The 24,982-nt window shown below is 66.5% G+C and carries 20 protein-coding genes and 1 pseudogene; 18 read left to right on the forward strand and 3 right to left on the reverse strand.

Annotation, left to right across the window (positions count from 1 at the left end):
* The first annotated feature begins 4 nt into the window (after positions 1 to 4).
* From IED13_RS02095 to IED13_RS02115, 5 genes are read left to right on the forward strand one after another with little or no spacing between them, the layout of a single operon-like run.
* Positions 5 to 775: an IclR family transcriptional regulator gene (locus IED13_RS02095; protein ID WP_191123215.1), complete on the forward strand. Its 771-nt coding sequence runs from the start codon at positions 5 to 7 to the stop codon at positions 773 to 775.
* 21 nt (positions 776 to 796) lie between these two features.
* Complete coding sequence (locus IED13_RS02100; protein WP_191123216.1) at positions 797 to 1,927, forward strand: M20 family metallopeptidase; 1,131 nt, start codon at positions 797 to 799, stop codon at positions 1,925 to 1,927.
* Positions 1,928 to 1,987: 60 nt separating this feature from the next.
* Positions 1,988 to 3,811: a hydantoinase B/oxoprolinase family protein gene (locus tag IED13_RS02105; RefSeq protein ID WP_191123217.1), complete on the forward strand. Its 1,824-nt coding sequence runs from the start codon at positions 1,988 to 1,990 to the stop codon at positions 3,809 to 3,811.
* The gene (locus tag IED13_RS02110; protein WP_210323462.1) at positions 3,798 to 5,855 is read left to right on the forward strand and encodes a hydantoinase/oxoprolinase family protein; all 2,058 of its coding nucleotides are present in this window, start codon (positions 3,798 to 3,800) and stop codon (positions 5,853 to 5,855) included. Before IED13_RS02105 ends, IED13_RS02110 begins: the two co-directional genes overlap by 14 nt.
* On the forward strand, positions 5,852 to 7,228 hold the full coding sequence (locus IED13_RS02115) for a M20/M25/M40 family metallo-hydrolase (RefSeq protein ID WP_191123219.1): 1,377 nt from the start codon (positions 5,852 to 5,854) through the stop codon (positions 7,226 to 7,228). The genes IED13_RS02110 and IED13_RS02115 overlap by 4 nt, the downstream gene beginning before the upstream one ends.
* 924 nt (positions 7,229 to 8,152) lie before the next feature.
* On the opposite strand, the gene IED13_RS02120 is transcribed toward IED13_RS02115, so the two are convergent.
* The 3 genes and pseudogenes from IED13_RS02120 to IED13_RS02125 all read right to left on the reverse strand — a co-directional run bounded on the left by IED13_RS02120 (position 8,153) and on the right by IED13_RS02125 (position 9,761).
* Complete coding sequence (locus IED13_RS02120; RefSeq protein ID WP_210323463.1) at positions 8,153 to 8,596, reverse strand: hypothetical protein; 444 nt, start codon at positions 8,594 to 8,596, stop codon at positions 8,153 to 8,155.
* Between the two features lie 152 nt (positions 8,597 to 8,748).
* A pseudogene (locus tag IED13_RS28640) lies at positions 8,749 to 9,005 on the reverse strand (DDE-type integrase/transposase/recombinase); the annotation flags it as partial.
* A gap of 45 nt (positions 9,006 to 9,050) precedes the next feature.
* Positions 9,051 to 9,761, reverse strand: coding sequence for a GntR family transcriptional regulator (locus IED13_RS02125; RefSeq protein ID WP_191123220.1), 711 nt, complete (start codon positions 9,759 to 9,761; stop codon positions 9,051 to 9,053).
* A 487-nt stretch (positions 9,762 to 10,248) separates the two neighbouring features.
* Between IED13_RS02125 and IED13_RS02130 the strand changes: the two genes are divergently transcribed.
* From IED13_RS02130 to IED13_RS02190, 13 genes are all read left to right on the forward strand, one after another.
* A complete protein-coding gene (locus IED13_RS02130; protein WP_210323464.1) occupies positions 10,249 to 11,667 on the forward strand; it encodes an amidase in 1,419 nt (472 codons plus the stop codon).
* A gap of 12 nt (positions 11,668 to 11,679) precedes the next feature.
* On the forward strand, positions 11,680 to 11,907 hold the full coding sequence (locus IED13_RS02135) for a hypothetical protein (RefSeq protein ID WP_191123221.1): 228 nt from the start codon (positions 11,680 to 11,682) through the stop codon (positions 11,905 to 11,907).
* Positions 11,908 to 11,911: 4 nt separating this feature from the next.
* On the forward strand, positions 11,912 to 13,345 hold the full coding sequence (locus tag IED13_RS02140) for an amidase (protein ID WP_191123222.1): 1,434 nt from the start codon (positions 11,912 to 11,914) through the stop codon (positions 13,343 to 13,345).
* Between the two features lie 86 nt (positions 13,346 to 13,431).
* Positions 13,432 to 15,057: an ABC transporter substrate-binding protein gene (locus IED13_RS02145; RefSeq protein WP_248312406.1), complete on the forward strand. Its 1,626-nt coding sequence runs from the start codon at positions 13,432 to 13,434 to the stop codon at positions 15,055 to 15,057.
* Between the two features lie 73 nt (positions 15,058 to 15,130).
* Positions 15,131 to 16,759: an ABC transporter substrate-binding protein gene (locus tag IED13_RS02150; RefSeq protein WP_248312407.1), complete on the forward strand. Its 1,629-nt coding sequence runs from the start codon at positions 15,131 to 15,133 to the stop codon at positions 16,757 to 16,759.
* 60 nt (positions 16,760 to 16,819) lie between these two features.
* Complete coding sequence (locus tag IED13_RS02155; RefSeq protein WP_191123223.1) at positions 16,820 to 17,773, forward strand: ABC transporter permease; 954 nt, start codon at positions 16,820 to 16,822, stop codon at positions 17,771 to 17,773.
* A 12-nt stretch (positions 17,774 to 17,785) separates the two neighbouring features.
* Complete coding sequence (locus IED13_RS02160) at positions 17,786 to 18,688, forward strand: ABC transporter permease (RefSeq protein WP_191123224.1); 903 nt, start codon at positions 17,786 to 17,788, stop codon at positions 18,686 to 18,688.
* A 49-nt stretch (positions 18,689 to 18,737) separates the two neighbouring features.
* On the forward strand, positions 18,738 to 19,802 hold the full coding sequence (locus tag IED13_RS02165) for an ABC transporter ATP-binding protein (protein ID WP_191123312.1): 1,065 nt from the start codon (positions 18,738 to 18,740) through the stop codon (positions 19,800 to 19,802).
* Positions 19,799 to 20,851, forward strand: coding sequence for an ABC transporter ATP-binding protein (locus tag IED13_RS02170; RefSeq protein ID WP_191123225.1), 1,053 nt, complete (start codon positions 19,799 to 19,801; stop codon positions 20,849 to 20,851). The genes IED13_RS02165 and IED13_RS02170 overlap by 4 nt, the downstream gene beginning before the upstream one ends.
* Before the next feature lie 14 nt (positions 20,852 to 20,865).
* The gene (locus tag IED13_RS02175; protein ID WP_248312429.1) at positions 20,866 to 21,948 is read left to right on the forward strand and encodes an AbrB family transcriptional regulator; all 1,083 of its coding nucleotides are present in this window, start codon (positions 20,866 to 20,868) and stop codon (positions 21,946 to 21,948) included.
* Positions 21,949 to 21,959: 11 nt separating this feature from the next.
* On the forward strand, positions 21,960 to 23,399 hold the full coding sequence (locus tag IED13_RS02180) for an amidase (RefSeq protein WP_191123227.1): 1,440 nt from the start codon (positions 21,960 to 21,962) through the stop codon (positions 23,397 to 23,399).
* Between the two features lie 18 nt (positions 23,400 to 23,417).
* Positions 23,418 to 23,642, forward strand: coding sequence for a hypothetical protein (locus tag IED13_RS02185; protein WP_191123228.1), 225 nt, complete (start codon positions 23,418 to 23,420; stop codon positions 23,640 to 23,642).
* Positions 23,639 to 24,967 (forward strand): amidase, encoded by a 1,329-nt coding sequence (locus IED13_RS02190; protein WP_210323465.1) that lies wholly within the window; start codon positions 23,639 to 23,641, stop codon positions 24,965 to 24,967. Before IED13_RS02185 ends, IED13_RS02190 begins: the two co-directional genes overlap by 4 nt.
* The last annotated feature ends 15 nt before the right edge of the window (positions 24,968 to 24,982 follow it).

Here is a 24,982-nt window from a genome sequence, read left to right on the forward strand (position 1 = left end):
CCCAATGAGCTATATCATCTCAGCCGTAGATCGCGCCTTGCAGGTCCTCGAGATCGTCGCCGAGAACCAGAACATCGGACTGTCCGAACTCGCGCGTCTCAGCGGCACGACCAAGACCCTCGCCTTCCGGATGGCCACGACCCTGGAGGCCCGCGGCTTCCTGATCAAGGATCCCAGCGAGAAGACCTATTCGCTCGGCTACAAGCCGCTCTATCTGTCCGAGCGGGTGCAATACCAGTCGCCGCTCGTGAAGGCCGCGAACCCCGTGCTGGACGATTTGGCGATCCGGACCCGAGAGAATGTCAGCCTGCATGTGCGCGAAGGGCTCGGCACGATCTGCCTCGCAATCCGCCAGTCGCCGCAGCCGATCCGCCTTTATGCAGAACTCGGCCGCCCCGGCCCGCTGCACGTCGGCGGCAGTCCCAAGCTGCTGCTCGCCTTCGCGCCGAAAGATGTCCAGGATGCGGTACTGGCAGACAAGCTGGAAGCCTTCACCGCATCGACCGTGGTCGATCCCAAGCGTTTGGCGGTCATTCTCGATCGCATTCGCAGCGACGGCTACAACATCAGCCATGGCGATCTCGACTTCGGCGCCTTCTCGGTGGCCGCACCGATCCGTGACCACGCCGGCCGCGTCATCGCGTCGGTTTCGGTCGCCGGCCCCCAGTCGCGGCTGACGGACGATCTCGAGAGCTTCTACGTGCGTCTGCTGCTGGAAGCGGCAGACGAGATTTCCAAGAAGCTCGGTTGGTTGCCGCAGGCCGCAGCCGAATAGCAGGCAAGAGAGACCCGCAGCATGACAGATCCCGGTTTCGAAACGACGAGCCTCCTGGACGAGATCCGTCAATGGGTCGAGATCGAGAGCCCGACGACGGATGCCGCTGCGGTCAACCGCATGGTCGACAAGGTCGAGGCAGATGCCGTGGCGGCCGGCACCCGCACCATCCGCATACCCGGACGTGACGGCTTCGGCGACCATCTGCTGGTGACCTCGCCCTGGGGCAGCGAACAGCAGAAGGGCATCCTCGTGCTGAGCCATCTCGACACGGTGCACGACATCGGCACGCTGGCGAAGGAATTGCCCTACCGGGTGGAGGGCGACAGCGCCTTCGGACCGGGCATCTGCGACATGAAGGGCGGCGCCTTCGCAGCCTTCGCTGCGCTGCGCAAGCTGGTCGCGGACGGCCGCAACAACCTGCCGCCGATCCGCCACCTCTTCGTCTCCGATGAAGAGGTGGGGAGCCACACCTCGCGTGCGATCATCGAGGCCGAGGCCAGACGCGCCACGCATGTTCTGGTCACCGAACCGGCACGCGAGGGCGGCAAGATCGTCACCGCCCGCAAGGGCACGGCGCGTTTCGACATCACGGTCACCGGCCGGCCTGCCCATTCGGGCTCGCGGCACCAGGACGGCCGTAGCGCGGTGCGCGAACTCGCCCGGCAGATCGTCGATCTGGAAGCGATGACCGATTACGCAACGGGCGTGACCGTCAATGTCGGCGTGATCCGCGGCGGCACGCGGGCCAATGTCGTGGCCGAGCACGCCAGCGCCGAGATCGACATGCGTGTGCCCAACCCCGAGATCGGAGACAGGGCCATTGCGAAGCTGATGGCGATCAAGGCTTACGACCCCGATTGCACCTTGGAAGTAACCGGCGGCCTCAATCGACCTGGCTATGAGAAGTCAGCGGAAATCGAAGCGCTCTTTCAGCACGCCCGCGGTCTCGCTGCCGAGATCGGCTTCGACCTGCAGGATCTCAAGACCGGCGGCGGCTCAGACGGCAATTTCACCGCCTCGATCGCGCCGACGCTCGATGGGCTCGGCCTCGACGGCAAGGGTGCCCATACACATGAAGAGCAGATCTATCTCTCCTCCATCGTGCCACGCACGATGCTGCTGATGCGGCTGATGGAAACCCTGAAATGAACGCCCCGCGGGGCCGTCCGGCGCCGAGCCGACAAGCGTTCGGCAATGAGAGGGACAGGCATGCTTCGGACTGACGAAACACGCGCCGCCCCGGCGCCGCAAAGCCCGCTCTGCGACCCGGTGACGCTCGAGATCGTGCGCGGCGCCATCCGCGCCGTCCAGGCCGAGATGGAGGCCCTGATCGAACGGACGGCGATCTCGGCCTTCATCCGCGAGAAGAAGGACTTCTACACCGGCCTGTTCGATGCCGACGGCGTCATGGCGGTGGGTTCAAACATTCCTATTTTCGGCGACATGACCGGGCCGATCATCCGGGAGTTCCCGCTGGAGACGATGCGGGAGGGCGATCTCTACTGGTACAATGACTGCTATGGCAGCCGTGGGGCCGTCTCCCATTCCAACGACCAGGTGCTGATCGCGCCCGTGTTCCACAAAGGGCGCCGCTGCGCCTTCGTGATGTGCTGGGCGCATTTCGCCGATATCGGCGGCATTCGCGCCGGTTCGATCAGCCCGGACGCGACCGACATATTCCAGGAAGGCATCATCGTACCCCCGACGAAGCTCAGCAATGGCGGCGTGACGAACGAGGCGACGCTGGCGATCTTCCATCGCAATTCGCGCTTTCCCGAACAAAGCCTCGGCGACATGCGCGCGCTGATGGCCGCCAATGCACTCGGCGTGAGGCGCGTCAGCGAACTGGTCGCGCGCTTCGGCACGGATGTCGTCGCCGACGCGCTGCGCCAGCTACTGGACCGGACGCGCGCGCTGGTCCGCGAGAAACTGGCGGAGACCTTCGACTACGGAACCCATTGCTTCACCGACGCGATCGATTCGGACGGCCATGGCCATGGCCCCTTCAAAATCCGCTTCGCGCTGACCCGGGAGAAGACTGCCTCTGGCGACCGCTTCATCTTCGATGCGACCGGCACCGACGACCAGGCACCCGGACCCGTGAACTTTCTGATGAATCCGGGCGTGCCCGGCATGGCGCTGGGCCTCTATTATCTGGGTGGCGACCCCGGCCAGGTCTGCAATGCCGGCGGGCCCCAGGCGCTCGACGAAGTGCGGCTGCGCCAGGGCTCGCTGCTCTGGCCGAAGTTCCCTGCCCCGCTCGGCATGCGCGGGCTGACGATGATGCGCGTGCTCGCCGGCATCAACGGCCTGATCAACAGCGCCGGCGGCGGCGCACCGGCCTCGCATTCGGCCTATGTCATCAGCTTCATGCGCGGCACCTTCCGCACGCAAACCGGAGAGCTGCAAGCCTTCCTGATGTCGGATGGGCTCGGCGTGGGCTATGGGGCGCGGCCCTATGCCGATGGTATCGACGCGGTCTATTTCGTCGCGCAGGAGAACTATCCGGTCGAGTTCCTCGAGGCCGGCTACCCGGTCGTGCTGCGCCAGTACGGCGTCGTGCGGGATTCAGGCGGGGCCGGCCGCTATCGCGGCGGCTGCGGCATCGTGCGCGAATACGAGATCCTTGCCGAAGAGGCGACCTTCGCGGTGCGCGTCGACAGCCTCAAGAACCCGCCCTGGGGCATTGCCGGCGGGCGCGGCGGCGGCGTCGGCAGCGTGACCTTGAATCCCGGCACGACAAACGAGAGGCCCATTCCGCCCTTGTCGGACGGGACCAGGCTGAAGCGCGGCGATGTGCTGCGCATCGAAACCGGCGGCGGCGGCGGCTATGGCCACCCCTTCGACAGGTCTCCGACCGCCGTGCTGGAGGACGTGCTCGGCGGCTTCGTCGGGACCGACGCGGCAGCGGCACTCTATGGCGTCGCCATCACGGGCCGACGCATCGACGAGGTCGCGACCGCCAGGCTGCGGGCGAACCGCCCCGAGACGCGTGCCTTCCACCGCAACGAGTATGTCGATGCCATCTCCTGAGCCCGGCCTTTCGGTCGCCGTCGATATCGGCGGCACCTTCACCGACGTCGCGCTGCACGATGCCCGGAGCGGCAAGGTCTGGCGCGCCAAGACGCCGAGCGTGCCGAGCGACCCGTCGCTCGCCTTCATTGCAGGCGTCAGGCTGGCGCTCGAAGAGGCCGGCCGCGAGGCGGTGGAACTCGACCGCGTACTGCACGGCACGACCGTCGCCACCAACATGATCCTGGAGGGCAAAGGCGCACGCGCCGCGCTCGTCACCACGGCAGGCTTTCGCCATGTGCTCTCGATCGGCCGGCAGGATATCCCGCGCAAGGCCAATCTCTACGCCTGGATCAAGCCCGAGCGCCCGGTACCGCCGTCCCGCACGCTCGAAGTCGAAGAGCGCATCGGCCCAGGCGGGATCGTGCTCACGCCTCTGGACGAGGACAGTGCACGCGCCGCCGCCGAAGCGTGCCGCGACCTCACGGTCGAGGCGGTGGCGATCTGCCTGCTGCACTCCTTCGCCAACCCGGCCCACGAGCTGCGTGTGGCCGAGATCTTCCGGGAGATGCTGCCGGGTGTCGCCATCACGGCCTCGGTCGATGTGCTACCGGTGGTGCGCGAATATGAGCGCTCGCTCGCCACCGTGCTGAATGCGGTGGTGATGCCCGGCGTATCCACCTATGTGGCGCGGCTCGAACAGCGGCTGAAGGACGAGGCGGTTGCAGCGCCGATCCTGCTGATGCAGTCGAATGGCGGGGTCGCGGGCGCCTCGGTAATCCGCCGAGCGCCGGCGCTGACCGCATTGTCGGGACCCGCGGCCGGTGTCGTCGGGGCGCGCGATGTCGCTGCGGCCTGCGGCATCCACGACATCCTGACCGTCGATATCGGCGGCACGAGCGCGGACATTTGCCTGATCAAGGAAGGCCGGATCAACCTGACGCAACAGGGCCAGATCGGCGACTGGCCGCTGCCGCTGCCGATGGTCGACATGGTCACGATCGGCGCAGGCGGCGGCTCGATCGCGCGGATCGAGAACGGCGCGCTTCAAGTCGGCCCGCAGAGCGCCGGTGCCGAACCCGGTCCCGCCGCCTATGGACGCGGCGGCTCGCTCGCCACGGTGACGGATGCCCATGTCGTGCTCGGGCATCTGCCGGCGCGGCTGCTCGGCGGGCGCATGGCGCTCGATGTCGCGGCTTCGCGGCGCGTCGTCGAGACCGAGGTAGCAAAACCGCTCGGGCTCTCGGTCGAGGCCGCCGCGCGCGGCATCCTCCAGATCATCGACAGCCACATGGTCGGCGCGCTGCGCATCGTCTCGGTCGAGCGCGGGCATGATCCACGCGACTTCACGCTCGTGCCTTTCGGTGGCGCGGGACCGCTGCATGGCTGCGCACTCGCCGATCTGCTGGGCGTCGAACGCGTGATGATCCCGCCCGCGCCAGGCGTGCTCTGCGCCGACGGGTTGCTGGTCGCGAGCCTCAAGGCCGAGTTCAGCCGGACTTTGCCGAAAGCAGGCACCATCGATGCGGCGGTCGCGAGCACGATCTTAGCCGAGCTCGAAACGCAGGCGGGCGCCTGGCTGGCCACCGAAGGCGTTGCGCCGGAACGGCAATCGCGCCAGGCCGTGGCGCTGATCCGCTATCAAGGCCAGGGCAGCGAGATCGCCGTCGGCTGGACCGGCACGGCGGAAGCGGCGGAGCGCGCCTTCGAGGATGCGCATCGCAGCCTCTATGGCTTTGCGCTGACCGCCCCGATCGAGCTCGTGACCTTGCGCATCGAGGCGGCGGGCACGATGGTCCCGCCGGTCAAGCATTCCCTGCCTGCCGGCAGCGGTGCGCAGCCGGCTGAGAGGCTGACGATCGAGCTGCCGGGCGGCCCGGCGCTGGTGCCGGCCTATGACCGCGCCGCGCTGGGAGCCGGCGACGGCTTCGCAGGCCCGGCCATCGTCACCCAGCTCGACGCGACGACCTTGTTGCCGGAAAGCTGGTCCGCGATCGTGCACGCATCCGGAGCCCTGTTGCTGACCAAGAACCCAACCGCGACGATCCGGGAAGCCAGAGCATGACACAAAAGCCCGATGCGGCGCTGACCGCTGTCTTCGACCATATCGACGCCAACCGCGAAAGCTTCCTCTCGCGGGTCATGGACTATGTGCGCTATCCCAGCATCTCGGCGCATGATATCGGCATCGGCGAAGTCGCGGCGCTGCTCGTCGACATGATCGGCCAGATCGGGCTCGACGTCGAACTGATACCGACCACCGGCCATCCCATGGTGGTGGGGCGGTGGAACAAGGCGCCCGGCGCCCCGACCGTCCTGCTCTACGGCCATTACGACGTGCAGCCGCCGGAGCCGCTGGAGGCCTGGATCAGCCCGCCATTCGAGCCGACGATCCGCGACGGCCGCATCTATGCGCGCGGCATCGGCGACAACAAGGGCCAGCATTTCGCGCAGCTGATGGCGCTCGAGTCGCATATGAAGGTGCATGGCAGGCTGCCCTGCAATGTCATCGTGCTACTGGAGGGCGAGGAGGAGATCGGCAGCCCACGCATCGCCGACTTCATCGCCACCTACCGCGACCGGCTGAAGGCGGACTTCGTCGTCACCTCGGATGGCGGCATGCACCCCTCCGGCCTGCCGACCATGACCTATGGCGTACGCGGCATCGCGACCTTCGAGCTGCGCGTGCGCCACGCCAGGCGCGACGTGCATTCGGGCAATTTCGGCGGGGTCGTGCCCAACCCGATCTGGACGCTGGTCCACCTGCTCGGCACGATGAAGAACGCGAAGGGCGAGATCACGATCGAAGGGCTGCACGACGCCGTCATCCCGCCCGGAGCGCTGGAGAAGGCGGCCGCCGCCAGGCTGCCGCTCGATCTGCCCGGGGTGATGAGCGAACTCGGCCTCTCCAGGCTCGACGCGCCGGCCGATCGCCCCTTCTACGACCGGCTGATGTTCCATCCGACGTTGACGATCAACGGTCTGCATGGCGGCTATGGTGGCCCCGGCTCCAAGACCGTGTTGCCCTGCGAAGCCTTCGCGAAATGCGACATCCGCCTGATCGACAACCAGACACCAGCCGATGTGCTGGCGAAAGTCGAGGCGCATGTGAAGCGCCATGCGCCGGAGGTCGAATTCGTGTACGGCCACGGCATGCTGCCTTCGCGCGTGCCGATGGATACACCTTGGGCACAGATCCTGCGGGATGCGATCACCACAGCGCAGGGCGTGGCGCCGCTCGAATACCCGTCCATGGGCGGCAGCTTGCCCGATTACGTCTTCACGAAAACCCTCGGCATCCCGGCCTTTGTCGTGCCTTATGCGAATGCCGATGAGGCGAACCACGCCCCCAACGAGAATATGAAGATCGACTGCTTCTACAACGGCATCCGCACCGGTGCGGCACTGCTCGACCGGCTGGGACGACCGAGCATGTAGAGCAATCCGCATTGCCATCGAATTGCGGCCGGCTGGGGCACGACCTCGCCCTCGCCCAGGTAACCTCACCTACTCCACTTTACCGGCATGGGACCCCGCGAATACCGCTTCAGCATCAGGGCCTCTGATCACCGGTTCCTGCGCCACCTCAGGCTATTTCCGCTCGATAGTCGAAGAATCAGAAAAGAGTAACGTCGTCGAAATAGATTCCGCACCAAGTCCCGGCGTCGTTGGCACTGTAAGCGCTCTATTTGCCACTGTCTTCTCTGGAGGATTATTCAGAACCTGAATATAATCGTTGGATTTGGAACGGTATGATTATGCTTCGAGCGCCATCGCCGTGACGGGCTCTGATATTGCTTGAATGGAGACTGAGCTACAAAGCGCGCTTGTACAATTGTGCGCCGAAACGCGAGTGCTTTAGGCTTCCGCCACTGCCGCAAACAGGACGCACTCGAAGATTCCACCGCAATCTCCGACGTCCGGCATAGCAATGTCCACGCCGCCGGCTCCCGGCGGCCCAACCGAAGATTTCCAAGAGCCGCAGCAGGTCACATGCCATGACCTGCTTTGACTTAAGTAGGCTCTGCCCAAAAGCGGACATTCCGGACTTCTGGAATGGGCCACCCTTGGCTGCTCGACCGCCAGCCTCAGCAGGCTGCCCTGAAGCAGACGTTCCAGACGTCGGCTAGGGGTCACAAACGTCAGTCGTTCGTCCGGACGAAATGCGCCACTTCCAGACATTGGCACATTGCCAGTAAGCGGACCTTCGTTTGCGATAGGCAATCCGCCGCCGGTGACTGGTGGCGGCCCTCCGAACCTCGCGGCGAGATTCGCTTTGAAGGCATGGTCGTGGGCGCCCTGACACAGCAAGCCCGTGTTAGGAGACACCGAGCGTGGCGCGCGGGCTTACCCTGCCCTGCATCAGGCAGAGCGAGCTGTTCCCCCAGCAGCCATTCGTAGAGAAACCAGAGCCGCCGTGCATAGGCGCCGGTCGGAGCCGCTCGTACCAACTCGATGATCGGGGCCGGTGACGCGAAAGAGTGCCTTGAGCATGGCTAAATCCAGCCCTTCATAACGAAGGGCGAAGGCCAGATGCCCGCCGAGATCGGCATCTGGCGCGTGGCGCGGCGTGTAGATGTGCCAGCCATCGGCTTCGTAGACCTTGTGGCGAGGGCCAATGGCAGCCAAGGCGAGCGGGAGAGGGACGGACAGATCATAGACTTCGATCAGAGCCGCATAGCCGACCGGCGTAGCCGCTTCCGGCAAGCGCTTGCCTTGAAATACGGTCGCCGCTTCTGAAAACGAATTCCGCTGCCCACTCCGCATGAATCTCGATGCTCGATTATGAAAATCGATAACCAGCAACGAAGATCCGCGAGATACGACCCTTCCTCCTGAATTTCGCTCACGAGCCAAGCCTCAGCGCGATCTCCTGTTTGCGCAGGCATAGCAACCACCAGGGGATGGTTCTCCTTCGGGCAATCGCGGCCTGCTCCAATATCGGCTGTTGGCGCGCAGCGGCGAACCGCAGCATAGGAACCGAGCTTGTCGGTGATCATCCGCCGGGGCACATAGCCCCGCTTCTTCAAAAGACGCCTCGGCAAGCGCCGCGCTGCCCTGGTGTTACGCTGGGCCTGGACGATCCCATCGAGGATATGCCGTCCTGATCGACCGTCCGCCACATCCAGTGCTTCTTCCCGGCTATGGTGACCACGACTTTGTCTAGATGCCAGAGGTCGCGTCGGCTCGGCCTCTTGCGCTTCAGGTGGCGGGCAATGCCCGACACCGGACATCCCACCAGCCATCTTGTTCATTGAATCTATGAAAGCGCGAGCGCGGCGTCGGAGCGGTTGGCAAGCTTGCGCCCGATCAGCCGGCCGGCGCGTTCGATATGCTCGCGCATGACGGCCTCCGCGCGCGCGCCCTGACGCGAGAGGATCGCCTCGCCGAGGTCGAGATGGTCGTCCTGAGAGCGGCGATAGGCGGCGCGGTCCCACCACACCACGGCGCGCTCGGCAAAGAAGGTGCTGACACCGAACTCGGTCAGGAGCGGCAGCGTGCGCGTGCGCTGGATCGAGCTGGCGAGATAGCTGTTTCCGGTCGCGCTGCAGATCAGGCCGTGGAAGGCGATGTTGAGATCGCCCCAGCGCTGGCGCTCGCCATCGCCCCAGGCCTCGCCGCTGACGAGTTGCTCCATCTCATCGAGCGTGGACTGGAAGCGCTCGCGCTCTGAAGCCGTCAGTCCGTTCTCGGCCGCCAGCCGGGCCGCGAGCCCCTCGAGCGTCGCCCTCACGGTGTAGATATTGACTGCCTCGTCCAGCGACAGGCGGCGCACGACATAGCCACAATTCGGCTCGTAATCGAGCAGCCCCTCAGCGAAGAGAACACTGAGCGCGGCTCGGATCGGCGTGCGCGAGACCTGCATGGTCTCGGCCAGCGCCATCTCGTTCAGGCGCCCGCCGGGCGCATAGCCGCCCTCGAGCACGGCCTCGCGAAGCCGGCGCGTGACTGACTCGGTTCGTGTGACCATGACGCCTCCTGAGCCCCCGCTTTACGCAGGCCCAAGCCCGCTATCTACCGCAATTCTACCGCATCGCGATTTTGTACACAATTTACGCAGAAGGCATTCTTTTGCACGAAACCTCCATAAACAATTGATATTAAAAACGAATATCCTGCACGCCACTGCCGCGACGTAACGTAGACATCGTCGCCTTGGCTGCCGATTGGGCAAAGGGGCCCTCGCGGGACGCGGGATCGCCCAGAGCCGTCCGGGATCAACGTCAGATCCAGGCGGCGCCCGACGCCCTCGCCCACCTCAAAGGACAACAGAGTCGAATAATAGCAGGGCCTTATGCCAAGCCCGGCGATATGCGCTGAACGCCACCGCCTCATGCACGCCGCCAGCGAGAAGATTGGCACGCCGATTGCTGATTTGCCGGAGGACAGGCTCATCGCCAGGCGATGATTGCCCAGTGTTATTGTACACAATCCCGGAGATACGACGGAGGAGTGCCATGTCGGTCATGGAAGCCGAGGCCGGAACAGCGGATGAACTGGTCGAGCACAGCGTCCTGGGGCTGGGACGGTTGATGCGCGAAGGCGCGCTCTCCCCGGTGACCCTGGCACAGGTCTGCCTCGACCGGATCGCGCGTCATGACGGCGCGCTGAACAGCTTCATCACCGTCACGGAGCAGCGAGCGCTGGCACAGGCGGCCACCGCCGCGCGGGAACTGGCGGCGGGCATCGACCGCGGGCCGTTTCACGGCATTCCCTTCGCCCTCAAGGACAATGTCGATACTGCCGGCATCCTGTCCTCGTCGCATTCGAAGATCTTCGTCGAGCGCTTTCCCAGGGAGAGCGCGACCGTCGCCGACAAGCTCGAAGCCGCAGGAGGCGTCCTGATCGGCAAGACCTCGACCTTCGAATTCGCGATTGGCGGCCCGTCCTGGGACCTGCCCTGGCCGCCGGCACGCAACCCCTGGAACAGCGACTACCTGCCCGGCGGCTCGTCCTCCGGCTCGGGCGCGGCCGTCGGCGCCCGCTTCGTACCGGCCGCAATCGGCACCGACACCGGCGGCTCGGTGCGCTGGCCCGCGGCGATGTGCGGCATCACCGGCCTGAAACCGACCTATGGCCGCATCAGCCGACGCGGCGTCCACCCCAACACCTATTCGCTCGACCATTGCGGGCCGATGACGCGCTCGGTCGAGGATTGCGCCGTGATGCTGGCCGCCTGCGCGGGGCATGATCCGCGCGACCCCGGCTCGATCGACGAGCCGGTGCCCGACTATCTCGCCGCGCTGTCGGGCTCGATCAAGGGTCTGCGCATCGGGCTGGTGCGGCATTGGTACGACGAGGAGGCGACCGACGAGGTCGTCGCCGCGGTCGACGAGGCCGTCGCGGTGCTGCGGGACCTCGGCGCGATCGTTGAGACCGTCACGCTCGATCCCCTGCGCGACTATGTCGACGCCAAGACGACGATCTCCGTTTCCGAGTTGTTCTCGGTCCACGAGAAGGACATGCGCACGCGCCCGCAGGATTTCGGCAAGCTGCTGCGCAGCCGCGTCATGGTCGGCGGGCTCGTCCGGGCCGAGGACTATGTCCAGGCGATGCGCTGGCGCGCCGAACTCTGCAGCCGGATGATGGTGCAGTTCGCCCGGTTCGACCTGTTCGTCACCGCCGGCTGGCTCGCCCCGGCCGACCCCGCCATTCCCGATGGCGTCGACTTCTTCAAGAAGCGTCAGCTCGTGACGATGCCGTTCAGCCTGACCGGCATGCCGGCGCTCAACCTGCCCTGCGGCTTCTCGTCCGGCGGGCTGCCACTCTCGCTTCAGTTCGGTGGCCGCCCCTTCGACGAGGCGACCGTGCTGCGGGCCGGCGACGCCTATCAGCGCGCCACCGCCTGGCACCTCGCCAAGCCCGAACTCGCGTGAAGGGAGCCCATCATGACTGCGACCAAAACCGTACCGCCTGCCCCCGCAACCCGCGAGGAGATCGCCGTTCTGGCGAAAAACGCCGGCCTCGACCTGCCACCCGATCTCTTCGAGGAGCTGGTGCTGGCCTATGGCAACATCGAGCCGATGCTGATGCGGCTGCGGCGCGGGCGCGACCGGGCCGACGAGCCGGCGCATGTCTTCGATCCGCGCAAGTTCATGCCGCACGAGCAGGCGTGAGGCGATGACGCAGGCGCTTCACGAACTGACCATCGCCGAAGCCGGCAGGCTGTTCCGCAGCCGCAAGCTGTCGCCCGTCGAACTGACGCAGGCCTGTCTCGACCGGATCGAGGCCATCGACGGCGCCCTGAACAGCTTCATCACCATCACGCCGGAACGGGCGCTGGCCGAGGCGCGCGAGGCCGAGGACCTGTTCGCAGAGGGTATCGACCACGGGCCCATGCAGGGCATCCCCTATGGGCTGAAGGACATCTACGACACGGCGGGCGTGCTCACGAGCGCGCATTCCAAGCTGCTCGCAGAGAATGTCCCGGCGCGGGATTGCACCGTCCAGGCCAGGCTGCGGGCCGGCGGCGGCGTGCTGCTCGGCAAGCAGTCGACCTGGGAATTCGCCATGGGCGGCCCCTCCTACGACCTGCCCTGGCCGCCGGCGCGCAACCCCTGGGACCTGTCGCGCTCGCCGATGGGGTCGTCGAGCGGCGCCGGCGCCTCGATCGCAGCCGGCCTCTGCCCGGCCGCAACCGGCAGCGACACCGGCGGCTCGATCCGCATGCCCGCCGCCGCCTGCGGCATCGCCGGGCTGAAGCCGACCTATGGCCTGGTCAGCCGCCATGGCCTCCAGCCCAACTCCTATTCCTTCGATCATTGCGGGCCGATGGCCTGGACCGTCGAGGATTGCGCGCTGATGCTCCAGGCCATGGCAGGCCATGACCCGCGCGACCCGGGCTCGCTCGACCTGCCCGCCGTCGACTATGCGGGTGCGCTCGCCGGCACGGTGTCAGGGCTGCGCATCGGCGTGGTCAGGCACTGGTATGAGGACGAACTCGACGCCGCCCCCTCCGTCGTCGCGGCGATGGACGACAGCATCGCGCTGTTCGAGCGCATGGGCTGTACCGTCACCGAGGTCGTGCTGCCGAGCCTGCGCGAATTCACCGACGCCAAGATGCCGCTCACCGCGGCCGAGATCTTCACCCTGCATGAGAAGGATCTGCGCGAGCGGCCCCGCGATTTCGGCCGCAGCCTGCGCTTCCGGATCCTCGGCGGCGCGCTGCTGCGCGCCGAGGACTACGTCCAGGCCATGCGGGCGCGCGCGCAGATGACCGCGATGGTGCTGGCCGTCATGAGGGATGTCGACGTGCTGCTCACGGCCGGCAGCGCCCAGCCCGCGCCGCCCCTCCTGCCGGACGAACCGCCGACCTTCTTCGGCGCGAAGACGCCCTCCCTGACATCCCAGTTCAACATGACCGGGCAGCCGGCGCTTGCGCTCTGCAACGGCTTCGATGCCGCCGGCTTGCCGCTCGGCATGCAGCTCGCCGGGCGCCCGGGCGAGGACGCACTCGTCCTGCGGCTCGGCCATGCCTTCGAGCGCGAGACAACCGATTTCCGCCGACGCAGGCCGTCACTCGACCAACTGGCGCAAGCCGTCGCCGCACAATGATCGAGAACGGCCGGAAAAGGCCGCCGTCTTCGGGGGAGAAAGCGCGTGAGGACGGGCGGAACGAAAACAGGAGAAGGGTTTCGTCAATGACCAGACGTTCGTTTATGCGGCTCCTGTCGGCGGCCTCGCTGACGGCGATGACGATCATGGCCGCCCGGTACGACACCGCCTGGGCGCAAAGCAAGCCAGGGGTGCTGCGCGTCGCAATGACGGCGGGCGACATTCCCCTGACCACGGGTCAGCCGAGCCAGGGCGGCGAAGGCATCCGCTTCATGGGCATCACGCTCTATGACGGGCTGACCCGCTGGGATCTCTCGAAATCCGACAAGGCTGCGGTGATCATTCCGGCGCTGGCCGAGAGCTGGGTGGTCAATCCGACCGACCAGAAGATCTGGACCTTCACCCTGCGCAAGGGCGTCAAGTTCCATGACGGGTCGGAGTTCAACGCCGACGCAGTGGTCTGGAACTTCGACAAGATCCTGAAGAAGGATTCGCCACAGTTCGACCAGGCGCAGGCCAACCAGGCGGCCTCCTACAGCGCGCCGATCGCGAGCTGGCGCAAAATCGACGACTGGACGGTAGAGGTGACGACGAAGCGCGTCGATGCCGTACTACCCTACAATCTCGCCGGCCTGTTCATGTCGAGCCCCAGGCGCTGGGAGGAACTCGACAAGGATTGGGCGAAGTTCGCCGAGAAGCCGTCGGGCACCGGCCCCTGGATGCTGGAATCCTTCAAGCCGCGCGAGCGGGCCGAACTGATCCGCAATCCCAACCACTGGGACAAGACCCGCATCACCAAATCTGACCGGCTGGTCCTGCTGCCCATGCCCGACGCCAATACCCGCGTCGCGGCGCTGCTGTCGGGGCAGGTCGACTGGATCGAGGCCCCGCCACCGGACGCCGTTCCGCGCCTCAAGCAGCAGAAGATGCAGATCGTCACCAATATTTATCCCCATGTCTGGCCCTACCAGCTCTCCTTTCTCGATGACTCCCCGTTCAAGGACATCCGCGTCCGCAAGGCCGCGAACCTGGCGATCGACCGCGAGGGCATCGTCAAGATGCTGGGCGGCCTCGCCGTGCCCGCCAAGGGCATGATCGACGACAAGCACCCCTGGTACGGCAAGCCCAACTTCCAGATCAATTACGACCCCGAGGCCGCCAAGGCCCTGCTGAAGGAAGCGGGCTACGGCCCCGACAAGCCGGTCAAGGTCAAGATGATCATCTCGCCGGCCGGCTCCGGCCAGATGCAGCCCTTGCCGATGAACGAATTCACCAAAGAGAACTTCAAGGATGTCGGCATCGACATGGAGTTCGAGGTGATGGACTGGGAGGCCCTGCGCACGCGCCGGCGTCTCGGCGCCGACGCGCCCGAGAACAAGGGCCGGCACGGCATCAACAACTCCTGGGCCTATTGGGACCCCGATATCGGCCTGATCGCCGCCGCTGGCTCCTTCGCCCGCGTCCCGATCGGCTTCAACTGGGGCGACTACAAGGACGCCAAGGCCGACGAGCTCGCGCTCAAGGCCAAGGCGACCTTCGATCCCGCCGAGCAGAACAAGATCCTGGGCGAGCTCCACACCCGGATCGTCGACGAGGCGATGTGGATCTGGGTGGTCCACGACCTGAACCCGCGCGCCATGCGGCCCAACGTCAAGGGCTTCGTCCAGGCCCAGAGCTGGTTCCAGGACCTGACATCCGTTTCCGTCGAGTGAGCCCGGGCTCGCCCCCTTCAAACCGCGCGAGGGGTCGCCCCCCCCTCGCCACCTTCACAGAGAGCTCAAGGCGATGATGTCCCTCAAGCCGACCCGGCCGGCCCGTTCGATCCTGGCAGCGACCTGCCTCATGCTGATGGCCGGCCTGTCTTATTCCGCGCTGGCCCAAAGCAAGCCCGGCACGCTGCGGGTCGCGATGACGGCCGGGGACATTCCGCTGACCACAGGCCAGCCCAGCCAGGGTGGCGAAGGCATCCGCTTCATGGGCATCACCGCCTATGACGGGCTGACGCGCTGGGACCTCTCGAAATCCGACAAGGCTCCGGTGATCATCCCCGATCTCGCCGAGAGCTGGACCGTCAGCGAAACCGACAAGAAAATCTGGACCTTCAAGCTCCGCCAGGGTGTCAAGTTCCATGACGGTTCGGAGTTCACGGCCGATGCGGTCGTGTTCAACTTCGACAAGCTGCTCAGGAAGGACGCGCCGCAATTCGATCCGGCCCAGGCCGCGCAGGGCTCGCTCTGGTCGGGCACGCTGGCGAGCTGGCGCAAGATCGACGCCTATACCGTCGAGATCACCACCAAGACCATCGATGCGGTGCTGCCCTACGCGCTCGCCAATCTGTTCATGTCGAGCCCGGCACGTTGGGAGGAGGTCGGCAAGGATTGGAGCAAGTTCGCCGACAAGCCATCCGGGACCGGCCCGTGGATGATCGAATCCTACAAGCCGCGCGAGCGCGCCGAGCTGGTGCGCAACAGCAATCACTGGGATAAGAACCGCATCCCGAAATCGGAACGGCTGATCCTGTTCCCGATGCCTGACGGCAATACGCGCGCGGCCGCGCTGCTGTCGGGCCAGGTCGATTTCGTCGAGGCACCGCCGCCCGACGTGATCCCGCGGCTGAAGCAGCAGAAGATGCAGATCGTCACCAATATCTATCCGCATAACTGGCCCTACCAGATCTCGCATCTCGACGACTCGCCGTTAAAGGACATTCGCATCCGCAAGGCGGCGAACCTTGCGATCGACCGCGACGGGCTGGTCAAGCTGCTCGGCGGGCTGGCGATCCCGGCGAAGGGACATATCGACCCCGGCCATCCGTGGTACGGCAATCCGGCCGAGCCCCTGCGCTACGACCCCGAGGCGGCAAAGGCCCTGCTCAAGGAAGCCGGCTACGGCCCCGAGAAGCCGGTCAAGGTCAAGATGATCATCTCTCCCTCGGGCTCCGGGCAGATGCAGCCCCTGCCGATGAACGAGTTCATCAAGGAGAACTTCAGGGATGTCGGCATCGACATGGAGTTCGAGGTGCTCGACTGGGAGGCGCTGCGTACGCGCCGTCGTCTGGGCGCCTTCGCACCCGAGAACAAGGGCCGGCACGGCGTCAACAACTCCTTCGCCTACTGGGACCCGGATATCGGCCTGATCGGTACGGCCGCCTCCTACATGCCCGTGCCCTTCGGCTTCAACTGGGGCGGCTACAAGAACGAGAAGGCCGACATCCTCGCCAAGCAGGCCAAGGAGACCTTCGACCCGAAGGAGCAGGACAAGCTTCTGGCCCAGCTCCACGAGGTCATCGTCGCCGACCACATGTGGATCTGGGCCGTCCACGACCTCAATCCCCGCGCGCTGCGGCCCAACGTCAAGGGCTTCGTCCAGGCGCAGAGCTGGTTCCAGGACCTGACCCCCGTCACGGTCGAGTAGCGCGCGTCACGCGGGACGGCGGTGTTCGCCGTCCCGTCTGGTCCGAAAGGGACGTCTGACATGTTCGTCTATGTGCTGCGGCGCATCTTCTACACGATACCGATCGCACTCGGCGTCACGCTGGTCTGCTTCGCGCTGATCCATCTCGCGCCGGGCGACCCGTTGAGCGCCGTCATCCCCGAAGGCGCGTCGCCGGAGATGGTCGCGCAGATCCGCGTCGCCTACGGCTTCGACCAGCCGCTGCCGGTGCAGTATCTGAAATGGCTCGGCCATGTCGTGACGGGCGATTTCGGCACCTCGATCATGACGCGCCGGTCGGTCCTGTCCGAGGTTATACCGGCGATCGGCAATACGCTGACGCTGGCCTCGGCCGCGGTCGTCTTCGGCTTCGTCCTCGGCTGCCTGTTCGGGATCGTCTCCGGCTATGTCGCGGGAACGCCGACCGATCGCGCCGTCACCGCCGCCTCGATCACCGGCGTCTCGATCCCGCACTACTGGCTCGGCATGGTCCTGATCGTGATCTTCGCGGTCAACCTCAACATGCTGCCGGCAACGGGCATGGGCGAAGGCGGTTCGGGCTCCTTCGGCTTCGGCTGGGACAGCCTGCAATATCTCATCCTGCCGGCGCTGACGCTGTCGGTCATACCCGCTGGCATCATCGCCCGCTCTGTGCGCGGCACGATCGCGGAGGTCCGCAAGCAGGACTACATGCAGACCCTCTACGCCAAGGGCCTGCCAGATCGGCGCGTCTTCGTCCACGTCATCAAGAACGCCCTGCCGGCCGTCCTCGCCGTGATGGGCCTGCAGGTCGCGCAACTGCTCGGCGGCTCAATCCTGGTCGAGACCGTGTTCGCCTGGCCCGGCACCGGCTTCCTCCTGAACAACGCGATCTTCACGCGCGACCTGCCGATGCTGCAGGGCACGATCCTGGTGCTGGCGATGTTCTTCGTCATGATCAACCTGCTCGTCGACATCCTGCAGACCGCGGTCGACCCACGCATCAAGCGCGCCTGACGGGAAAGCCACATGTCCCAGACCTCCATAGCACTCGCCGGCCCGACCACCCCGACCAAGGGCAAGCGCCCGGCCACGCGCAGCTTCTGGCGCAATGTCCTCCGCCGCCTGGCGCGCGACCCGCTGACAATGATCTGCTTTTGCATCCTCATGCTGATCGTGCTGGCGGCGATCTTCGCGCCCCTGGTCGCACCTCACGATCCCTACCGGACCAGCATGGCGCGCCGCCTGCTCGCGCCGGGCGACGCCCGCTACTGGCTCGGCACCGACGAACTCGGCCGCGACCTGCTCTCGCGCCTGATCTATGGCGGCCGGCTGTCGCTCTTCACCGGGCTGATGCCCGTGATGATCGCGACCGTCATCGGCGGCGCTCTAGGCGTCATCGCCGGCTATGTCGGCGGCGCAGTCAACATGCTGATCATGCGCGTCATCGACGTCTTCTACGCCTTTCCCTCCGTCCTTCTGGCGGTGGCGATCTCGGGCGTGCTCGGCGCCGGCATGGCCAACACCATCCTCTCGCTGACGCTGGTCTTCATCCCGACGGTGGCGCGCGTCGCCGAGAGCGTCTCAACGCAGATCCGCAACCAGGATTTCGTCGAGGCCGCGCGCGCCACCGGCGCGGCGAACTGGCGGATCGTCTGGTCCCATGTCGTGCCCAACGTGACCGGCCCGATCCTGAGCTATGCGTCCAGCCTGATCAGCGTCGCGATCGTGCTGGCGTCGGGCCTCTCCTTCCTCGGGCTCGGCATCACGCCGCCGGAGCCGGAATGGGGGCTGATGCTCAACACGCTGCGCCAGTCGATCTATGTCGCGCCGCTCAACGCCGTGATGCCCGGCATCATGATCTTCATCACCTCGATGTGCTTCAACCTGATGAGCGATGGCCTGCGCAGTGCCATGGACGTCAAGCAGTGAGGGCCATGCCATGAGCCTCGCCCCGTCCGCCCAGCAGCGTGGTATTCCCATGACCGCCATCCCCAACGACGCCAATCCGCGCGACCGCGGCGGACCGGCCCAACCGCTCCTCATCGTTGAGGGGCTTAAGAAGCACTTTCCCATCCGCGGCGGCCTGCTCGGCCGGGCCCAGGCCTGGGTCCAGGCGGTCGACGGCGTCGACTTCGTCGTCGGCAAGGGCGAGACGCTGGGCATCGTCGGCGAGTCCGGCTGCGGCAAGTCGACGACGGCCCGCCTGCTGATGCACCTCATGACTCCAGATTCCGGCGACATCATCTTCGACGGCGACGCGGTCGGCACCTTGCGCGGGCTCAGCGTCCGAGATCTGCGCCGCCAGATGCAGATGGTCTTCCAGGACAGCTACTCCTCACTGAACCCGCGCATGACGATCGAGGATTCGATTGCCTTCGGCCTCGTCGCGCAGGGAACCTCCGCAAAGGAAGCCAGGACACGGGCGGCGAGCATGCTGCGCATGGTCGGGCTGACGCCCGACATGTTCTCCCAGCGCTATCCGCACGAACTCTCCGGCGGGCAGCGCCAGCGCGTCAACATCGCCCGCGCGCTGACGATGAGCCCGCGCCTGCTGATCCTCGACGAGGCGGTCTCGGCGCTCGACAAATCGGTAGAGGCGCAGGTGCTGAACCTGCTCCAGGAACTGAAGCGCAAGCTCGAACTGACCTACATCTTCATCTCGCACGACCTGAACGTGATCCAGTACATCAGCGACCGCGTGCTGGTGATGTATCTCGGCAAGGCCGTCGAGATCGGCCCCGTCGACGAGATCTACCGGGCGCCGAAACATCCCTACACCCGCGCCTTGCTCTCCTCGCGCCCCTCGATGGATCCGCGCCAGCGCATGCACGCGCCGCCCTTGTCCGGCGACCCGCCCAATCCGATCAATCCGCCGAGCGGCTGCCGCTTCCGGACGCGCTGCCCGATCGCCGAACAGGTCTGTTCCGACAACGTGCCGCTGCTGGGCAGCGTCGAGGGCGGTGAGGCCCATCCCGTCGCCTGCCATGCCCATCGTCCCGGTTCCGGGCACAGCGCGGCCCCGACGGAAGGAGTGGTCCATTGACACAAGCGACTTCGTCCCAGCCAGGGTCGTTCCTTGCCCCCCTCGTCGAGATCGAGGACCTGACCGTTCGCTTCACCGGGCGCGATCTCGACATCGGCGTCGTCAACGGCGTCTCCTTCACGCTCGATCGCGGCTCCTCGATGTGCATCCTGGGCGAGTCCGGCTCCGGCAAGAGCGTGACCATGCGCGCGTTGATGCGGCTCTTCCCGCCCACCGCCAGGGTCGGGGGGCGCATCAGGGTCGACGGCACCGACGTTCTCGCGCTCGGCAGCCATCAGCTCCGCCGCATTCGCGGCGGGCTGATCTCGATGATCTTCCAGGAACCGATGACGGCGCTCGACCCCGTCTTCACCATCGGCCAGCAGATCGCCGAGACTTTGGTCTATCACGAGGGCATCTCGTTTCGCGCCGCCGACAAGCGGGCGCTCGAACTGCTCGAACTGGTGCAGGTGCCCTCGGCCAAGCGCCGGCTCGCGGCCTACCCGCATGAATTGTCGGGCGGTCTGCGCCAGCGCGGAATGATCGCGCTGGCGCTGGCCTGCAAGCCCAAGCTGCTGCTGGCCGACGAGCCGACCACGGCGCTCGACGCCACCGTGCAAATCCAGATCCTGCTGCTGCTGCGCGAGCTTCAGCGCGAACTCGGCATGGCGACGATCTTCGTGACGCATGATCTCGGCGTCGCCTGCGAGGTCGCCGACAAGATCGCAGTGATGTATGCGGGCAAATTCGTCGAGACCGGCTCGGTCGAGCAGGTGATGGACGCAGCCCGCCACCCCTACACCCAGGGGCTGATGAACTCGACGATCCATGCCGACATGCGCGGCGCGACGCTCGATCCCATTCCCGGCACCCCACCCGATCTCACCGACCTGCCACCCGGCTGCCCGTTCGCGCCACGCTGCTCGGCCGCGCGTGAACCCTGCCTGTCGCTTCAGCCGGAGCTGATCTCGCTCGATGGCGGCCAAATGGCGCGCTGCCTGCAATACGGTCCCGGCCCGGCTTTCGCGCAGGCGCCACTCCTGCAGACCCAGCTCCTGAAAGCGAGCTGAGCGACGCCGTGATAATGGATCTCGGTCATATCGGACGGGTCGCGCTCGGCCTCGCGATCGGCGCCCTCGGCGGCGCCCTCTTCAACGCGCTCGGCACGCCCCTGCCCTGGATGATCGGGCCGATCGTCTTCAGCGGGCTGGCGACCTTCTTCGGCCTGCCGGTCGCCGGGACACGGGTCGGACGCATCGCCGGGATGCTGGTTCTCGGCACGGCGCTCGGACTCTATTTCACGCCCGAGGCGGCCGGGATGGTGCTGTCGCATCTGCCGGTGATCATCGCCGCCAGCGCGACGACCCTGCTCGTCGGGGCCGCCGCGTCCTTCCTGCTCGCCCGCACGGCGCGGATCGACCACGCCACGGCCTTCTTCTGCAGCGTGCCCGGCGGCGTCGCCGAGATGAGCATGATCGGCGAGCGCTTCGGCGGGCAGCCGCTGCCGATCGCCGTGACGCAGCTCCTGCGCGTCGTCTGCGTGACCATCGTCATCCCCAGCACGCTCACCTTGCTGGGCGCAGGTGGCAACAGCGACAATGTCCACGGCCTGCTGCCATCATCGGGGCCGGGCCTCGCCGCGACGCTGACCTTTTCGCTGGCCTTCTCCGCGCTGCTTGCGCGCTTCAAGTTCCGCAATGCCTGGCTGCTCGGGCCGATGGCGGCGGGCTGCATCCTCGGTCTCTCGGAGGCCAATCTGTCCTCGATTCCGCCCTGGCTTTCGGCGACGGGACAGGTGCTGGTCGGGGCGCAGATCGGCTCGCAGTTCCGGCGCTCGCTGCTGGCGAGCATGCAGCGCTTCATTCCGGCAGCCCTGCTCAACCTCGCCGTGCTGATGGCGGGCTGCGCCAGCGTCGGCTTGCTGGTCGCCCATCTCACCGGGATTTCGCCGGCCAACATGATCCTGGCGACCTCACCCGGCGGCGTCACCGAAATGTGCATCACCGCCAAGGTGCTGCATCTCGACGTGCCGATCATCGTCGCCTTCCACCTCGTCCGGATCTTCCTGGTGATCCTGTCCTCGCCCTACGTGTTCCAATTGCTCAGGGCGGTCGGAATCTTCCCCGCAATGCCTGTCGACGCGCCATCGCGCGTTCCGGCCGAATGAGAGGTGTCGCCATGAACAAGCCGAGCCCGGCTTCTGAATTCGCAGGCCAGGACAAGCCGCTGCACTTCCTCACCGTGACGGAAGCGTCCCAGCTGATCGGCAGCGGACAGCTCTCGCCGGTGACGCTGGTCGAGGCCTTCCTCGCCCGCATCGCCGCGCTCGACGAAGCCCTGCACTGCTACATCACCGTGGCTGGCGAGCGCGCACTGGCCGCCGCCCGGATTGCCGAGACCGAGATCGCGGCGGGGCGTTGGAAGGGGCCACTCCACGGCATCCCCTTTGCGGTCAAGGATAATTACTACGTCGCCGGCCTGCCGACGACCGGCGGCTCGCGGCTGATGCTCGACCATGTCTCCACGACGACCTCGACAGCCGTAGCGCGGCTGGAGGACGCCGGCGCGATCCTGCTCGGCAAGCTCAACACCTGGGAATACGGCACCGGCAATGGCGGGGTCTATCACGACCTGCCCTTCCCGGTGGCGCGCAACCCCTGGGATCTCGAGCGCTTCACCGGCGGCTCCTCGACCGGCGCCGGAGCCTCCGTTCCGGCCGGACTGGCGATGTTCGCTCTGGGCTCGGACACGGGCGGCTCGATCCGCCTGCCGGCTGCGGCCTGTGGCCTCCAGGGCTTCAAGGCCACCTTCGGCCGGGTCAGCCGCGCCCATTGCCTGCCCAATTGCTGGACGCTCGACCACACCGGCCCGCTGACCTGGACAGTCGAGGACAACGCCATCGTGATGCAGGCGATCGCCGGCCATGACACCGAAGATCCCTCCAGCGCCGACGTGCCGGTGCCGGATTATCGCAAGGCGCTGCATGCCGGGGTAAAGGGGCTCGTCATCGGCTATGTCCGCGATCTCGGTCCCGGCGGCGAGGCGCTCGACGCGGTCAATGCGCAGGCCATGGACGAGGCGGCGGCGCTGCTGGAGAAGCAGGGCGCGATCATCCGTGAGGTCAGGTTGCCCGCGCCGCTGGTGGATTATCGCAGCGTCACCAAGGTGATCAACTGGGCGGAATCCTACTCGATCCATGAGAAGGACTTCCTCGAACGCAGCGCCCTGATGGGCCAGGCGCTGCGCGAGAAGATGATGTCGGGCTTCACCGTGCGTGCCGCCGACTATCTCGCCGCGACCCGACTGCGGCGGACGCTGGTCGCCTCGACCGATGCGCTGGTGCGCTCCTGCGACGCGCTGCTGATCGCCGGCGCCTTCCATGTCGCGCCGCGCTTCGACGAGCCGGAGACGGTCTCCCCCTTCACCTCCGACACAGCGACCACGGTGTTCAACGTCACCGGCCACCCGGCAATGTCGATCTGCACCGGCTACGACGCCGGCGGCGTGCCCCTCAACGCCCAGATCGTCGGCCGCTTTTTCGACGAGGTGACCGTGCTGCAGGTCGCCCAGGCCTATGAATCCGCAACGCCCTGGCGCGATCGCCGCCCTGCGCTCTGATCTCAAGAGGATAAGCCCATGTCCGACACCCAGACCTCCGACATCCAGACCACGAGCCTCGACGAGATCAGGCTCTATGCGCAGCGGCACGGCCTCAAGGGCCTGCCCGAGGACCAGTTCGCGCGTTTGGCAGAACTCGCCAAAACCGTACGCGAGGCCGGGATCGCCTTGCGGCGCATGCCATCCGAGGAACAGGAGCCGGCTCATCTCTTCACCGTTGCCGCCTTGCGGGGCCTGAAATGAGCCAGATCGAACCCTGTTTCCTGACGGCGGCGCAGGCGGCCGCCGAAATGAAGGCCGGCCGCCTGACCAGCGAGACCCTGATCCGCTCCTGCCTCGAGCGCATCGAGGCCCGCGACCCGGTCGTGAAGGCCTGGCTGCATGTCGATCGCGACCACGCCATCGCGCAGGCGCGCGAACTCGACAAGCGCCCGTCCATGGGCCCGCTGCACGGCCTGCCCTTCGGCGTGAAGGACATCATGGACACCGTGGACATGCCGACGACCTACAATTCGCCGGCCTGGCAGGGCCACCGCCCGACGCGCGACGCGGCCTGCGTCGGAATCGTCCGCCATGCCGGCGCCGTCATCCTCGGCAAGACCGACACGGTCGAGTTCGCCTTCAACTCGCGCAAGGCCGCCAGCTCCAACCCCTACAACGCCGCCCATACTCCCGGTGGCTCGTCCTCGGGCTCGGGCGCGGCGGTTGGCGATTTCCAGGTGCAGTTCGCCTTCGGCACGCAGACGGCCGGCTCGCATATCAGGCCGGCCTCCTTCAACGGCATCTACGCGATCAAGCCGAGCTGGGGCACGGTCAGCCGCGAGGGCGTGCACATGATCTCGGCCATCCTCGACACGGTCGGCTGGTATGGCCGCAGCGTCGAGGACCTGATCCTTGGCGCGCTGGCCTTCCGCCTCGACGGGATCGATGCCCTTGCCGCGCCCGAACCGAAGGGCATGCGGATCGGCTATTGCGAGACGCCGTTCTGGGACCAGGCGGAAGCCGGCGCGAAGAAGGCCATGGCAGCCAGCATCGAGCGCCTGCGCAAGGCCGGTGCCATCGTCGAGGAGATCGTGCTGCCGGCGCATTTCGGCGACCTCGCCGAGGCCCATACGATGATCATGTATGGCGAGGGCCGTGTCGCGCTGCATGACGAATATCTGCGCCATGGCGCGGGCCTGCATCCCGAGCTGCGGCTGACGGTTGAGAACGGGCGCGGCGTGACGCCCCGCCGCCTCGTCGAAGCCTTCGACCTCTCCGACATCTGCCGCAAGGAGTTCGATGCGATCGCCTCGCGCTACGACGCGGTGCTGGCGCCGGCCTCGACCGGCGAGGCGCCCAGGGGCCTGCACACCGTCGGCAACTGGATCTTCAACGGCCTCTGGACGCTGCTGCACACGCCTTGCGTCGCCATCCCCGCCGTCCATGGCGAGCTTGGCCTGCCGGTCGGCATCCAGCTCGTCGGCCCGCGTCTTTCCGATGCGCGCCTGCTGGCGGTCGCGCAGGCCCTGCAATCCGTCATCGACGTCAACGCGGACGAGCGCGCCCGCATCCTGTCGGCCGCCTGAGCATCCTTTCCGTTG

The sequence above is a fragment of the Allobosea spartocytisi genome (assembly GCF_014764685.1).
GTDB classification, from domain to species: domain Bacteria; phylum Pseudomonadota; class Alphaproteobacteria; order Rhizobiales; family Beijerinckiaceae; genus Allobosea; species Allobosea spartocytisi.

Bases quoted from the DNA above. Each gene is read 5' to 3' on its own strand.
- IED13_RS02110 (WP_210323462.1), top strand. From the start codon at position 3,798: ATGCCATCTCCTGAGCCCGGCCTTTCGGTCGCCGTCGATATCGGCGGC.
- IED13_RS02145 (WP_248312406.1), top strand. From the start codon at position 13,432: ATGACCAGACGTTCGTTTATGCGGCTCCTGTCGGCGGCCTCGCTGACG.
- IED13_RS02165 (WP_191123312.1), top strand. From the start codon at position 18,738: ATGACCGCCATCCCCAACGACGCCAATCCGCGCGACCGCGGCGGACCG.
- IED13_RS02125 (WP_191123220.1), bottom strand. From the start codon at position 9,761: ATGGTCACACGAACCGAGTCAGTCACGCGCCGGCTTCGCGAGGCCGTG.
- IED13_RS02135 (WP_191123221.1), top strand. From the start codon at position 11,680: ATGACTGCGACCAAAACCGTACCGCCTGCCCCCGCAACCCGCGAGGAG.
- IED13_RS02095 (WP_191123215.1), top strand. From the start codon at position 5: ATGAGCTATATCATCTCAGCCGTAGATCGCGCCTTGCAGGTCCTCGAG.
- IED13_RS02190 (WP_210323465.1), top strand. From the start codon at position 23,639: ATGAGCCAGATCGAACCCTGTTTCCTGACGGCGGCGCAGGCGGCCGCC.
- IED13_RS02185 (WP_191123228.1), top strand. From the start codon at position 23,418: ATGTCCGACACCCAGACCTCCGACATCCAGACCACGAGCCTCGACGAG.
- IED13_RS02180 (WP_191123227.1), top strand. From the start codon at position 21,960: ATGAACAAGCCGAGCCCGGCTTCTGAATTCGCAGGCCAGGACAAGCCG.
- IED13_RS02160 (WP_191123224.1), top strand. From the start codon at position 17,786: ATGTCCCAGACCTCCATAGCACTCGCCGGCCCGACCACCCCGACCAAG.
- IED13_RS02155 (WP_191123223.1), top strand. From the start codon at position 16,820: ATGTTCGTCTATGTGCTGCGGCGCATCTTCTACACGATACCGATCGCA.
- IED13_RS02175 (WP_248312429.1), top strand. From the start codon at position 20,866: ATGGATCTCGGTCATATCGGACGGGTCGCGCTCGGCCTCGCGATCGGC.
- IED13_RS02100 (WP_191123216.1), top strand. From the start codon at position 797: ATGACAGATCCCGGTTTCGAAACGACGAGCCTCCTGGACGAGATCCGT.
- IED13_RS02105 (WP_191123217.1), top strand. From the start codon at position 1,988: ATGCTTCGGACTGACGAAACACGCGCCGCCCCGGCGCCGCAAAGCCCG.
- IED13_RS02150 (WP_248312407.1), top strand. From the start codon at position 15,131: ATGATGTCCCTCAAGCCGACCCGGCCGGCCCGTTCGATCCTGGCAGCG.
- IED13_RS02130 (WP_210323464.1), top strand. From the start codon at position 10,249: ATGTCGGTCATGGAAGCCGAGGCCGGAACAGCGGATGAACTGGTCGAG.
- IED13_RS02115 (WP_191123219.1), top strand. From the start codon at position 5,852: ATGACACAAAAGCCCGATGCGGCGCTGACCGCTGTCTTCGACCATATC.
- IED13_RS02140 (WP_191123222.1), top strand. From the start codon at position 11,912: ATGACGCAGGCGCTTCACGAACTGACCATCGCCGAAGCCGGCAGGCTG.